11 protein-coding genes are annotated in these 13,582 nt (G+C 67.2%); 7 read left to right on the top strand and 4 right to left on the bottom strand.

The genetic code is table 11. The annotated features are described in order from the left end of the window. Positions 1 to 373: 373 nt before the first annotated feature. Positions 374 to 1,948 (bottom strand): vWA domain-containing protein, encoded by a 1,575-nt coding sequence (locus ACS5PN_RS14165; protein WP_439464609.1) that lies wholly within the window; start codon positions 1,946 to 1,948, stop codon positions 374 to 376. 186 nt (positions 1,949 to 2,134) lie between these two features. Here ACS5PN_RS14165 and rtcR point away from each other — a divergent pair, with 186 nt between their 5' ends. The 6 genes from rtcR to ACS5PN_RS14135 all read left to right on the top strand — a co-directional run bounded on the left by rtcR (position 2,135) and on the right by ACS5PN_RS14135 (position 7,509). Beyond that, on the top strand, positions 2,135 to 3,730 hold the full coding sequence (gene rtcR, locus ACS5PN_RS14160; protein WP_439464608.1) for an RNA repair transcriptional activator RtcR: 1,596 nt from the start codon (positions 2,135 to 2,137) through the stop codon (positions 3,728 to 3,730). A gap of 72 nt (positions 3,731 to 3,802) precedes the next feature. Continuing rightward, a complete protein-coding gene (locus ACS5PN_RS14155) occupies positions 3,803 to 4,837 on the top strand; it encodes an ABC transporter substrate-binding protein (protein ID WP_439464607.1) in 1,035 nt (344 codons plus the stop codon). Then, positions 4,834 to 5,409: an SCO family protein gene (locus ACS5PN_RS14150; RefSeq protein ID WP_439464606.1), complete on the top strand. Its 576-nt coding sequence runs from the start codon at positions 4,834 to 4,836 to the stop codon at positions 5,407 to 5,409. Before ACS5PN_RS14155 ends, ACS5PN_RS14150 begins: the two co-directional genes overlap by 4 nt. Before the next feature lie 8 nt (positions 5,410 to 5,417). Next, a complete protein-coding gene (locus ACS5PN_RS14145; protein WP_439464605.1) occupies positions 5,418 to 5,834 on the top strand; it encodes a cupredoxin domain-containing protein in 417 nt (138 codons plus the stop codon). Continuing rightward, on the top strand, positions 5,831 to 6,592 hold the full coding sequence (locus ACS5PN_RS14140; protein ID WP_439464604.1) for an ABC transporter permease: 762 nt from the start codon (positions 5,831 to 5,833) through the stop codon (positions 6,590 to 6,592). Before ACS5PN_RS14145 ends, ACS5PN_RS14140 begins: the two co-directional genes overlap by 4 nt. Before the next feature lie 161 nt (positions 6,593 to 6,753). Then, on the top strand, positions 6,754 to 7,509 hold the full coding sequence (locus ACS5PN_RS14135) for an ABC transporter ATP-binding protein (protein ID WP_439464603.1): 756 nt from the start codon (positions 6,754 to 6,756) through the stop codon (positions 7,507 to 7,509). Positions 7,510 to 7,640: 131 nt separating this feature from the next. On the opposite strand, the gene ACS5PN_RS14130 is transcribed toward ACS5PN_RS14135, so the two are convergent. Then, on the bottom strand, positions 7,641 to 8,096 hold the full coding sequence (locus ACS5PN_RS14130) for an OsmC family protein (RefSeq protein ID WP_439464602.1): 456 nt from the start codon (positions 8,094 to 8,096) through the stop codon (positions 7,641 to 7,643). Between the two features lie 98 nt (positions 8,097 to 8,194). Here ACS5PN_RS14130 and ACS5PN_RS14125 point away from each other — a divergent pair, with 98 nt between their 5' ends. Next, a complete protein-coding gene (locus tag ACS5PN_RS14125; protein ID WP_439464601.1) occupies positions 8,195 to 11,842 on the top strand; it encodes a CheR family methyltransferase in 3,648 nt (1,215 codons plus the stop codon). An 11-nt stretch (positions 11,843 to 11,853) separates the two neighbouring features. On the opposite strand, the gene ACS5PN_RS14120 is transcribed toward ACS5PN_RS14125, so the two are convergent. After that, positions 11,854 to 12,501: a hypothetical protein gene (locus ACS5PN_RS14120; protein WP_439464600.1), complete on the bottom strand. Its 648-nt coding sequence runs from the start codon at positions 12,499 to 12,501 to the stop codon at positions 11,854 to 11,856. Then, positions 12,498 to 13,532, bottom strand: coding sequence for an NADP-dependent oxidoreductase (locus ACS5PN_RS14115; RefSeq protein WP_439464599.1), 1,035 nt, complete (start codon positions 13,530 to 13,532; stop codon positions 12,498 to 12,500). Before ACS5PN_RS14115 ends, ACS5PN_RS14120 begins: the two co-directional genes overlap by 4 nt. Positions 13,533 to 13,582: the final 50 nt, after the last annotated feature.

Here is a 13,582-nt window from a genome sequence, read left to right as displayed (position 1 = left end):
GCATTCGCCTTGCGACGCCGAAAACAAAAAGGTGCGACTAGAGAGGCAAGACGTTAGCCGCCCTGGCTGCCCAGGGCCGGGGATTCGAACCCCCGGCGTACCGTATGTAGTCCTGCCGGCATTCGTACCGGAAAACAAGGCCCCCGCGGGCGACAAACAGGTGGTGAGACATCAGTTTTGGATGTAGTCCCACCGGCATTCGCCACGCGACGACGCAAATCATTGAAGTTGAAGGGGAGCCTCGAGCGACGAGAGTCGCAGGACGCGGTCTACGGGTTCTCCGTTGCAGGCTTGCGGGCCTGCGGCGACCTGTTGGTGCTGTAGTCCTGCGGGCATTCGCCCGAGGCTCCCTTCAAACGCTTTCTTCTTTCTGCTACTGAGGGTCGAGCTGGATCTTGTCGATCTCGCCCACCCAGTGCTCGGCACCTGTCTGGCCGGCGGCAAAGCGCGCCATCATCGTGAACACGGCGTCCGAGAAGCCGCCGACATTCATGATGTCGGCCCGCTCCACGGCCTGGGTGGTCGCGTAGGGCTGCAGGTCCAGGCAGATCAGCCGCGCACGCGGGTTGCGCCGCTTCAGCTGTTCCCACTCTTGCATCGTCTGCGTCGCGCCACGGCGGTTCGCGTCGACCCAGGACTCGTTGTCGGAGACCAGGATCACCACGTCCACCTCGGCCTTCTCGCGATTCAGCAAGGACAGCGGTGCGCTGCAATTGGTACCGCCGCCGCCGATGGCCGCCAGCGCCTGGGCCTGCGTCAGCACCGAGTCACGCGGGTTCAGCTGCAGCTTCACGACGTCCTGCTCGAAAGGCAGCACGCGGGCCTGACGGTTCTTGGCACAGATCGCCGCAGCCACCAAAGCGGCCACGTCGATACAGCGCACGGAAGACGTTGCGGAACCACGGTTGCCCGTCACCGCCGAGCTCATCGACCCGGACACGTCCGGGCAGACAACCACGCGGCCTGCGAAGGCCGGCACATTGGCCAGAGCCGCCTCGAGCGCGTCCTGCAGCGCTTCCCGCACCACGGCCGGCACGTCAGCGCCGGTTGCCTTGTAGGCCGACAGCAGCTGGAAGGGCAGCACGCGGGCACGACGAACGGCTTCCGGGTCGCGCAGCTTGTCGGCCACGACCGTCTCCATCCCTTTCACACCAAACACGCCTTGGCGGGCCAAGGTGTTCAGGTTCTGGCGCACCATCTGCCAGGAGCCGTCACGGGCGATCTGCGCCCAGTGCTCGGTCTTCAACGGCAGTGCGGTCAGCAGCTGGAAAGGCACGGCGGGCACTTCAGCGGGTGCCTTGCCTTCAGCCAGCTCGTGCTTGAAGCGCTCGAAGGCAGCGGTCAGCGGCGGCAGGGCGGTGGCGTCAAAGGGACGGCCGATCAACCAGGCGAGCCAAGCGGCACGCCAGGCTTCGGCGGGCTTGGGGTGAACCATCTTGACCACATCGGCCAGGGACGGCGTGGTACCGACGGCGGCGTTCAGCAGTTGCTGTTCGGTCGCCGACAGCAGCCATTGCTGCACCAGCTTCTTGGGACGCGAGCCCAGCGACTTGCGGCCGAGCTGGCCGCTTCGCAGCATCTGCACGAAGCCGCGCAGGGTCTTGCCGTTGTCGACCACGCGGCTGAACACCTTGGCCAGCAAGGCCACGTCGCGCACAGCCAGCTGCGCGGCCAGCAGCACGGGCATGTCCTTCATGTGCGCCTGGCGGGCATAGACCGCCGTCTTGGCGACGAACTCGGCGTCGACGGACTGGGCCAGGGCCAGCATCTGGTCGAACTGGGCTTCGGCGTCGGCGTAGAAGGTGGAATTCAGGCAACCGGTGGCGGCGAGTTGGGCCAGTTGGTGGCGCGCGCTCAGCGCATAGGCGGGTGCGCCGGCCTGGTTGCGGGCGGTGGCTGCGGGCAGCAGGGCGCCGTTGGCGGTGTGGAAGAGTTGGGTGTTGACCATTTGCTTTCTGCTTGCATTCAACTTGTGCCGCTTCTCTTTGCAACGGGTGTGCCAGCTTTCATTTCCTCGCCTGAAAATCTCGCAACTCATTGATTTGCATGGACATTGACGTCCAACCATCTCGGCTCTCGATTTTTTGCCCGTCCATAAAACTAGAATTCCAGCTAGCTAACTAGTTGAATATCTATGCCCAAGCGCAAGGTCATGATCGGCTTCCTCGGCAGCCAGCTCGACAGCGGCCAGGGCAGCGGCCGCTGGGAGAAATGGCGGCCGACGGTGTCCATGGCCCAACACGAGGACCTGGTCGTCGATCGCATCGAGCTGCTGCATGCGCCCGGCCACATTGGCCTGGCCGAGCAGGTCAGCCGCGACATCGCTTCGGCATCGCCGCAGACCGAGGTGCGTCTGGCACCCATGGGCGTGCGCGATCCCTGGGACTTTGGCGAGGTCTATGGCGCCCTCTATGACTGGGTGCGCACCTATGACTTCGACCTCGACGCCGAGGAGTACTGGGTGCACATCACGACCGGCACCCACGTCGGCCAGATCTGCCTCTTTCTGCTGGTCGAGTCGCGCTTCATTCCGGGCGTGCTGCTGCAGACCTCGCCGCCCAAGCGCCAGACACGCGGCAATGCCGGCACCTACACGCTGATCGACCTGGATCTCTCCCGCTACGACGACCTTGCGCGCCGTTTCGAGCAGGCCCAGGCCGACGCGCTGGACTTCCTGAAGAGCGGCATCGCCACGCGCAACCCCGCCTTCAATGCGCTGATCGCCGAGGTCGAGCGCGTGGCCGTGCGCTCGCGGGCGCCGGTGCTGCTGACGGGGCCGACGGGCGCCGGCAAGTCGCATCTGGCCCGGCGCATGTACGAGCTGAAGAAGGCCCGCCACCAGGTCGCCGGCGATTTCGTCGAGGTGAACTGCGCGACGTTGCGAGGCGATGGCGCCGCATCGACGCTGTTTGGCCACAAGAAGGGGGCCTTCACCGGCGCCGCGGCCGACCGCGCCGGGCTGCTGCGCGCGGCGGACGGCGGCGTGCTCTTCCTGGACGAGATCGGCGAGCTGGGTGCCGACGAGCAGGCCATGCTGCTGAAGGCGGTCGAGGAGAAGAAGTTCTTCCCCGTCGGCGCCGACCGCGAGGTGGCCAGCGACTTCCAGCTCGTGGCCGGCACCAACCGCGACCTGCGGCTGGAAGTCGCGGCCGGGCGCTTCCGCGAAGACCTGTTCGCCCGCATCAACCTTTGGTCCTACACGCTGCCCGGCCTGGCAGAGCGGCCCGAGGACCTGGCGCCCAATATCGATCACCTGCTGCAACGCGCCGGCGCCGAACTCCAGCAGGCCGTGCGCTTCAACACCGAAGCCCGGGCGCGCTATCTGGCCTTTGCGCAGTCCGCCAACGCCCACTGGAGCGGCAACTTCCGCGACCTGTCCGCCAGCATCACCCGCCTGGCCACGCTGGCTGAGGGTGGCCGCATCGACACCGCCCTCGTCGAGGCCGAGATCCTGCGCCTGCGCTGGATGTGGCAGCGCGACGCCGTCGACACCAGCGCCCAGGTCGATCTCGCCGCCGTTCTCGGTGAGGAGAGCTGGCAGGCCCTGGACCTGTTCGACCAGCTTCAGCTCCAGGCGGTGGCCGACGTCTGCCGCCGAAGCAGCAGCCTGTCCGAGACCGGACGCCGCCTCTTCCACCGCTCCCGCGACAAGCGCCAGGTCGTCAACGACGCCGACCGGCTGCGCAAATACCTGCTCAAGCATGGATTGAGCTGGGAGCAGCTCAGGTAGGTACATAGGCACAATTCGGTCAGCCCGGATGGACAGCCTGCGCCAAGCGGGCACATTGCTGAAATCGCTGTCATGACTTCCGAACTGCCCTCTTCCCCACCGCCGGCCGGGCTGAGCCGCCGCCATCTGCTGCAAGGCGCCATGGCTGCGGCCTTGCCGCTTTCGGCTGCCGCTGCGCCTAGCCCGCTGATCGTCGGCGGCCTGCCGGTCACCTGCAATTTGACCCTGCCCATCGCCTGCTCGGCCCGGGCGGCCAACAACAAGGCCGCGGGCAGCTCGGCCTTCCAGTTCGAATACAGCAAGTACAACGGCTGGCCCGAGATCAAGGAATCGCTGATGACGGGCGGCATCCAGGCCGCTTACATGCTGGCACCCCTGGTGATGGACCTGGCCGACAAGAAGATCCCGGTCAAGATCGTGTCTCTGGGCCACCGCTCGGGCGCTGTCATCATGGTGCGCACCGACTCGCCCTACAAGAAGTTCAAGGACCTGACGGGCAAGCGCATCGCCATCCCCAGCCGCTTCGCGGTGGACTTTTTGTTCCTGCGCAAGATGCTGGCCCAGGAGGGCATGACGCCCAAGGACATCCAGATCGTCGAGATGCCGCCGCCCGACATGCCGGCCGCCCTCTTCGCCAAGGCCGTGGACGCCTACTGCACCGGCGAACCCTTCGGCGCCGCCGCCCAGCGTGCCGGCTACGCCAAGCCGCTGCGCATGACGCGCGACGAATGGCGCAACTACATCTGCTGCGTGCTGACCGTGCGCGAGGAACTCATCAAGGACAACCGCCCCCTGGTGCAGAACCTCGTCGACCATGTGCAGGGCGCCGGCAACTGGCTGGACCTGGGCGCCGCCAACCGCGAGAAAGCCATCCAGATCGCCGCCGGGCGCAAGTTCTTCAACCAGGACCCCAACATCCTGCGCTTCGTGATGGAGAACCCGACGGACCGCGTCACCTACGGCGACCTGCGCATGATCCGCACCGAGTTCGACGAGCTGATGCAGCTGTCCATCGAGGCCGGCACCATCAAGCAGCCCATCGCCTACGAGAAATACGTGGACGACAGTTTCGTCAAGGCGACCAAGGCGGCGCCGATCACGATATGAAGCGTCGTGTCCTGTTGCTGGCAAGCCTGCCGCTGGCCGCCACCGCGAACACGCCGCGCCTGAAGGCCGGCGTTTTCGAGCCCGCCCAGCCCGCGCCCGAGTTCGCGCTCAAGGGCAGTGACGGCGCGCCGCTGAGTCTTGCCCGCTTCAAGGGCAAGCTGGTGCTGCTGGTGTTCGGCTTCACGAACTGCCCCGAGGTTTGTCCGACGACACTGGCCACGCTGGCCCAGGCGCGCAAACAGCTCGGCACGGACGCCGCCGACGTGCAAGTCGTCTACGTGACCGTCGACCCCGAACGCGATGACGTCAACCGCATCCGCCAATACCTGGAAGCCTTCGACAAGAGCTTTGTCGGCGGCACCGAGGCGCCCGACAAGCTGGCCGCCATGCGCAAGCGCTATGGCGTCGTCGCCGAGAAGATCGCGGCCAAGCAGCCCAATGCCTACGGCATGAACCACTCGACCTCGGTCTGGCTGATCGACCGCACGGGCAGGCTGCGGGCCATGATGCCCTATGGCCACGAGGCCAAGGACTTCGTGCACGACATCCAATTGCTGCTGGCGGCCAAGTGAAGCGGCTGTTGTGGCTCCTGCCGGTGGTGGCGCTGGCGCCGCTGGCCTGGGCCGCCTTCGCGCCTCTCGAGCTGGCCTCACGCGACGAGCTTTTCGAGATTCCGGCCGGCACCTACGCCCGCCGCATGGCCGGCGACAAGGTCGAGATCCTGCCCGACACCATCCACTTGACGCTCGGGCTCAACGACCAGCTGCTTCTGCGCAACAAGGACGAAGTGCCCCAGCAGTTCGGGCCCGTCCTCATCATGCCGGGCCAGAGTTTTCGCCTGCCCTTCGAGGTCGCATCGACCTACAGCTTTGCCTGCAGCGCCCATGCCAGCGGCCAGATGGCCGTCATCGTCGCGCCCACGCCCGAGGCCGGCTGGCCGCGGTTGAAGTGGCGCTGGCAGCACCGCAACAAGAACACCACGGAGACCTCTGCTTGAACTCGCGCCTGGCCAAGATATTGCCGCCCCTGGCCGTCATCGCCCTCGTCATCGGGGTGTGGTGGTGGATCGTGGTCCGCTCGGAGAGCCCCATCTTCCCGACGCCTTGGGCCGTCGTCACCGGCACGATGGAGCTGGCCGAGGACGGCACGCTGTGGGAGCACATCACCGCGTCGCTGATGCGTGTCGGCATCGGCTTCGGTCTGGCCATGCTGGTCGGCATTCCGCTGGGCCTGTGGATGGGCTGGGTGACGGGCGCCTACCGCACCTTCAACCCCATCTTCCAGATGCTCAGGCCCATCTCGCCCATCGCCTGGATTCCGTTGGCCATCCTGTGGTTCGGCGTCGGCGACGTGGCGCCCATCTTCCTGATCTTCATGGCCTCGGTCTTCCCGCTGATCGTGCAGACGACCTCGGGCGTGCACACCATCGACCGGCGCTATCTGCGCGCGGCAGCCAACTTCGGTGTGTCGCGCGGCGTGCTGTTCCGCCGCGTCGTCATCCCGGCCGTGCTGCCGGAGATCATCGTCGGCATGCGCGTGGGTGTGGGCGTGGCCTGGCTGGTGGTGGTGGCGGCCGAGATGATCGCGCTGCGCTCGGGCCTGGGTTATCTGATCATGGACTCGCGCAACGCGGGCAACCGCTACGACCTCGTCATCGCCGCCATGATCATCATCGGCGTCATCGGCCTGCTGCTGGACGGCATCACGCGCCTGCTCGAAAAACTGAAAACCGTGCGGTGGCGCTATGTCCGTTGAGTTGAAGCCCCTCCCCCAGCTCGCCGCGCTGGACGCGGGCGAGTCTGGCCGGTCCCCCGAGGGGACGGCGATGCCCGCGGCGTTGAGCCGCGAGCACATCGCCCAAGGCGGGCCGGCTAGGGAGCGGCCCGTCGCTCGGCCCGCAACACTGGATCACTGATATGCCTGCAAAGATTGCCGTCCAAGGCCTGAACAAGGCCTTCAAGGCCGCCAAGGGCCAGCTGCTGCCCGTCATCGATGGGCTGGGCTTCGAGGTCGGTGAGGGCCAGTTCGTCGCCATCGTCGGGCCTTCGGGCTGCGGCAAGTCCACGCTGATGAACATCCTCGCGGGCTTCGAGAAGCCCGACAGCGGCGCCGTCCTCATCGACGGCCAGCCCCACCCTGGCCCCAGCCCGCAGGGCATCGTCATCTCGCAATACGGCTCGGTCTTCCCCTGGCTGACCGTGCAGCAGAACCTGATGTTCGGCCTGAGCGAAAAGCACGGCAGCGACAAGGCCGCCCTGGCCGACCATTACGCCGCCATGGTGGGGCTGAAGGGTTTCGAGAACGCCTACCCGCACGAACTGTCGGGCGGCATGCTCAAGCGCGTGGAACTGGCCCGGGCCTTCATCGTCAAGCCCGAGATCCTGTACCTGGACGAGCCTTTCTCGGCCCTGGACGCGCTGATGAACCTGCGCATGCGCAACGAGTTATTGCGCATCCTGGCCGAGGAGAAGCACACGGTGCTGCTCATCACCCACGACGTGGACGAGGCCCTCTACATGGCCGACCACATCCTCGTGCTGTCGCCGCGGCCCACGCGCATCCAGGCCCGCTTCGAACTGGACATGCCGCATCCGCGGCGCCTCATCAGCCCCGAGATGGACAAGCTCCGCGAAGACATCCTCAAGGAGCTGGGCCTGGAGATGCCCGCCTGAACTGAAACCCCTCGTCCAGGAGTACCTTGACCGATCCCCCGAGGGGACGGCGATGCTCGCGGCATCGAGCCGCGAGCACATCGCCGGCGCGGGCCGGCTAGGGAGCGGCCCGGCGCTCGGCCCGCAAAGAATCAGCCGGCCGCGGCGGGCTTCAAGAGAGCACCGGTGCTGTCCAGCACCCGCAACGTGACGGGGATGGCAGGCGCCACGCTCTGGGTGACGGTGCAGAAGTCCTCGAAGGTGTCGAGGACGCGCTGGATGTGGCCGAGCTCGCTCGCCGGCTTGCCCAGGTGCAGGTCGACAGCCAGCCCCTGCACACGGTTGCGCCCGTGCTCATTGCGGCCCACGCTCGCCTTGACCTCGGTGCGCAGCGGCGAGGGGTCGTCCTTGTACTTCTGACAAGCAAACCACAGCGAGGCGCTGAGGCAGTTGCCCACGGCCGAGGCCAGCAGCTCGACCGGGTCGGGCCCGAGGCCCGTGCCGAAGGGGACGGGCTCGTCGGACAGCAGCACCGGGATGTCGGGCGCGTAGTGATGCTCGAACTGATAGCCCTGACGCTGGATCAGGGTGACGCTGGGTTGGTCCATCATGCTTTCCATACTGGGAATCACACCCGCATCCTGACACGCCCGTCCACTAGACTGCGACATCCCCCATCAAAGACATGCAGCAAGAACAGCTACCCGTGAAAGTCGCCGTTCTTGGCGGATCGGCCGGCAGCATCGAGGCCTTCGCCGCCGTGCTGGCGGGGCTGCCCGAGCGGCCGGGCTTCGCAGTGCTGGTCATCAGCCACCTGAACCCGACCCAGCAGACCCAGCTCGACGCCATCCTGCAGCGGCACACGGCCATGCCCGTGGAGCGGCTGGCGCACATGCGCAAGATCGAGCACGACCGCGTCTATGTGCTGCCGGAAGACGCCACGGCCACGGCGCTGGACGGCCACTTCCGCATCACCAAGCGCGCACCGGGCCTGCACCTGCCCATCGACATCTACCTGGCGTCGGTGGCGCAGGACCCGGATGTCGAGGCCGCCGCCGTCATCCTGTCCGGCACCGGCAGCGACGGCGCGGCCGGCGTCGTCGACCTCAAGGCCAGCGGCGGCCTGGTGCTGGTGCAGGCGCCATCCTCGGCCAACCACGATGGCATGCCGATTGCCGCCATCAACACAGGCTTGGCTGACGAGGTGCTGCCCGTCGAGGACATCGCCGCCAAGTTGATGGAGCGCTTCGGCAATGCGACGGCGACACAGCCCGAGGATTCGTACAGCGATGCGCTCTCGACTGCCTTGGCGCTCGTGCAGGAGCGCACCGGCACCAATCTCGGTTACGTCAAGGACGTCAACCTGCGAAGGCGCTTCCTGAGGCGGGTACTTTTGCAAAAAGATCGTGATGTGACCGGCTATCTGCAGCACCTGCGCACCGACCCGCAGGAAGCCGCAGCGCTGCGCGACGACATCCTGATTGGCGTCACGGCCTTCTTCCGCGACGCCGAGTTCGTCAACGTGCTGCGCCTGAGCGTCATTCCCAAGCTCATCGAGTCGCGCCGCGACGCCATCCGGGTATGGGTGCCTGCCTGCTCGACCGGCGAGGAGGCGTACACCATCGCCATGCTGCTGCGGGAAGCGCTGGATGCCAACGGCCTGAACAGCAAGGTGCAGATCTTCGGCACCGACATCAACGAGGCCTCCATCGAGACGGCCCGGGCGGGGCTCTATTCGGCCGCTTCGGTCGAGAACGTGCCCGAGGCCTATGTCGCCAAGGCCTTTGTGCAGAACGCCGGCAGCTTCATCATTCGCAAGGACATCCGGGCGATGTGCGTGTTCGCGCGGCACAACCTGATGACGCACGCGCCCTTCCTGGGCATGGACCTGATCAGCTGCCGCAACATGCTGATCTATCTGCGCAAGGAGGCGCAGGAGCATGTGATGGGCGTGCTGCACTATGCCGTGCGCCCGGACGGTTACATCCTGCTGGGCCGCGCCGAGGCAGCGTCAGCGGCGCAGGGCTTCGAGCATGCCGGCCACCCGCATCTGTACCGAAGGGCAGCCGAAGGCCCGCGTCCGCGGCGTGGCTGGCCGGCGGAAGCCCTGCTGCCTTGGGCCGCACCCCGCGACGAAGCCGTGCCTCGCGCCAAGGTCCAGACCGACCAGGTCGAACTGGCCGTCAATCGCTGCGCGATGGAACGCTATGTACCGCCAGGCTTCGTTGTCAACGAAGCTGGGGACGTCGTGCAGTTCCGTGGGGACGTGGCCGCCTTCGTCGCGCCGGCCACCGGCGAAGCCACGCTGTCGCTGTCGCGGCTGCTGCGGCCCGAACTGAATGTCCCGGTCCGCACCGCGCTGCTCGAGGCCAAGCAATCGGGTGCGCCGGTACGTCGGGAAAGGGTACCGATCGATGGCAAGGTTTACGCGTTGGAGGCCCTGCCCTTCACCGTGGGCGCGGACGCCCGCCACTGCCTGCTGACCATCCAGGAGCAGGCCGGCGACACCCTCAACCTCGAAGCCCTGCGCACTGACAGCGGCGGCAGCCGCGAAAGCGACCTCGAGCGCACGGTGGTGACGCTGTCCACCGAGCTGGATTCGGCCCACGCCCAGCTGCGCACCATGGTGACCGAGTTCGAGTCGGCCAACGAGGAGCTGCGCACGTCCAACGAGGAGATGCTCAGCGCCAACGAGGAGATGCAGAGCGCCAACGAGGAGCTGCAGAGCGCCAAGCAGGAGCTGGAGTCGACCAACCAGGAGCTGAACTCGCTGAACGAGGAGATGAAGGTCCGCAACGACCAGCTGGCCGTCGCCAACGACGATCTCAGCAACCTCGTCGAGGGCATCCCTCTGCCCGTCGTGCTGCTGGACCGGCACCTGCGGTTGCGCCATTTCACGCCCCAGGCGGCAGAGCTGTTCTCGCTGCAGCCCGATAGCGTCGGCCAGCCACTGCCGACACTGAACAACCGCTTCTCCACCACCGACATCGAGCGCATGGTGGATGTGGCCGTCAAGGGCCTGGCCGCCACCAAGACCGAATACCGCGACGCCAGCGGCCGCTGGTGGCTGGTCAACGTGCGCGCCTACCGCACCTCGGACGACCGCATCGATGGCGCCGTCATCGTGTTCGAGGACATCGACAACCTGAAGCTGGCGGTCTCCCATGCGGAGACGGCCCGCGGCGAGGCCGAGCAGGCCAACACGGCCAAGGACGAGTTTCTGGCCCTGGTGTCGCATGAGCTGCGCGCACCGCTCAACGTGATCTCGGGCTGGGCGGCGGTGCTGGATCGCATGCAGCCGCAACTGCCCGACGGTGCTGCCGGTGCAGACAAGAGCCCCGAGCGCAAGGCGATCGCAACCATCCTGCGCCAGTGCCGAGCCCAGGCCCAGCTCATCGACGACCTGCTGGACGCCTCGCGCATCACCTCAGGCCGCTTCGTCATCGACCAGCAGCTGATCGACCTCGGTGACTGCGTGGCGGCGGTGCTGGAGAGCATGCAGCCCGCCGCGCGGGCACGCGAGCTCAGCCTGACCAGCAGCGGCCTGCGCATGGGCCACATGGTCAACGGCGACAGCCGGCGCCTGCAGCAGATCGTCAGCAACATCGTCAGCAACTCGCTGAAGTTCACGCCCAGCGGCGGCCGCATCGAGGTCGCACTGACGCGCTTTGGCGGGCTGCTGGAGCTGTCGGTCTCGGACACCGGTGTCGGCGTCTCGGAAGACCTGCTGGGCCGCATGTTCGAACGCTTCACGCAGGCCAATATGGGCCGCACGCGCGAGCACGGCGGGCTGGGACTGGGCCTGTCCATCGTCAAGTACCTGACGCAGGCGCATGGCGGCACCGTCGCCGCGCTCAGCGATGGCCTGGGCAAGGGGCTGCGCATCATCGTGCGCTTCCCGGCCCTGGATGCGCCCGCCGGCGCGCCCAAGTCGCAGGTGCCGTCCGACGTCATCGGCAGCGAACTGCGACTGTCGGTGCTGCTGGTGGACGACGACGCCGAGGCCCGCGAGGCACTGGGCGAGCTGTTGCGCCTCGTCGGCGCCCGTGTCGAGACGGCAGGCTCCGTGAGTGCCGCGATGGCGACGCTGCAGACACGCTCCTTCGATGCCATCGTCAGCGACCTGGCCATGCCGGGCCAGGACGGGTTCGAGCTGATGCGCTGGGTGCGCGCCCACGAGATGCGCGATGGCCGCTCCCGCAGCTATGCGATCGCGCTGTCGGGCCTGGCTTCGCTGCAGGACCGCGACATGGCCCTGTCGGCCGGCTTCGACGACCACGCCTCCAAGCCCGTCGACGCCGAGACGCTGGTGGGCTGGCTGGCCGTGGCCCGGGACCGGGTGCGGCAGAGCTGACGCCGGACGGATCAGCGCAGGTCGTCGGTCTCGAAGTAGATCTCGGTCAGGCCCCTGGCCTTGAAAGCTCGCTGCACATCGGGTCGCTTGACGCCCTGCAGCGCGACATCGACCTCGCCCTTCACCCCAGGCGAGTGCAGGCGCACGATGTGGTCGAAGTCGGGCCGGCGGTCGATGGTCTTGAAGGCGAACCACTCCTGGCCCTGGCCGATGAGGCGGTAGCGCCCCGTCGCCGCATCACGCTCGGCCGGGCTCAGGCGGCGGAACACCAGCACCTCGTCCACGACGACGCGCTGCTCGGCCTTCTGCGGCTTGCCGCCGCGCTCGAAATGGCCTTCGAAGAAACGCGCCTTGAAATCGCGCAACGGCTGGGCGTGGCCGGGCGCAAAGCGCAGCAGATCGAAGGCCTCGGGGTCGAAGGTCCAGAGCTTGGGCCGGCGCGCCAGCGTCTCGCGCAGGGCTCGGTCGGCAGCCGCGTCGGCCAGGTGGAAGCGGAACACGAGCTGCGTGTCGTGCGGCGTATGGAACATCGGCAGATGCGAGGCATACAGGCCCTCGCGACCACCGAAGACAGCCATGCCGTGGCCACCCATGGCGGTCTCTTCGGCGCGCGCCAGCAGTGGCAGCGCGGCCAGGGTCAACAGGGCGCGGCGCTTCATGCTTGCGCCTCCACGATGAGCTTGCCGCGATGGTCGCTGGTGAACAGGCTTTGCAGCGTCGCCGGCAACTGGTCAAAGCCCTCCACGACCGTCTCCTCGAAGACGATCTCGCCCCGCTGCACCATGGGTCCGACGACGCGCAGCATCTCGTCCATGCGGTGCAGATAGTCGCGGGCCAGCATGCCCTGGATGGTGGCGCGCTGGTAGAGCATGTGGTGCAGGAAGCGCGGGCCCAGTTCGGGCGCGTCCAGGCCGCCCGAGTACTGGCTGATGGCGCCGCAGATGACGATGCGGGCCCGGCGGTTGATGAGGGGGATGACAGCGTCGGTGATCCAGCCGCCGACATTGTCGAAATAGACGTCCACGCCGCCCGTCAGCGCCTTGATCTCGCTCGCGAGCGATTCGGCATCCGTGTGGGCCTTGTAGTCCACCGTCCAGGTCAGCCCGAGTTTTTCACGCAGCCACCCGCACTTGGCTGCGCCACCGGCAATGCCCAGCACGCGGCAGCCGTTCTTCAGCGCGAACTGCGCCACCAGCGAACCCACGGCGCCGGCCGCGCCGGACACCACGACCACCTCGCCCGCCTTGGGCAGGCCCGACTCCATCAGCCCGAACCAGGCCGTGCGACCCGGCATGCCCAGCACGCCGATGGCCGTGGACGGCGGCGCGAGGGCCGGGTCGAGCTTGCGCAGCACCGAGTGGTGGACGCGCGCATGCGTCTGCCAGCCGAGCATGCCCTCGACCCAGTCGCCTGCCGTCAGCGTGGGCACCGACGAAGCCAGCACACGCGCGACGACGCCGGCCGTCTGCACCGTGTCCAGCGCATGCGGCAGCTCGTTGTAGGTGGGCTTGAGGGACTGGTTGATGCGCATATACGGGTCCACCGACCAGTACCGCGCCTCCACCAGCACCTCGCCGGCCGACAGCGCCGTCGCCAGCGGCGTCGTGACGAGCTCGTAATGCTCGGGGCCGACCAGGCCCTCGGGATGGCGGCGGTAAAGCCACTGCCGGTTGTTCAGATGTGCGTCCATGGCGGCGATCTTCCCGCCGCAGATGATGCCTGTGAAGCAAAACAAAGTCG

The sequence above is a fragment of the Roseateles sp. NT4 genome (genome assembly GCF_051857475.1).
In the GTDB taxonomy this organism is placed as follows: domain Bacteria; phylum Pseudomonadota; class Gammaproteobacteria; order Burkholderiales; family Burkholderiaceae_C; genus Pelomonas.
This window is presented reverse-complemented; position numbering and strand designations above follow the sequence as displayed.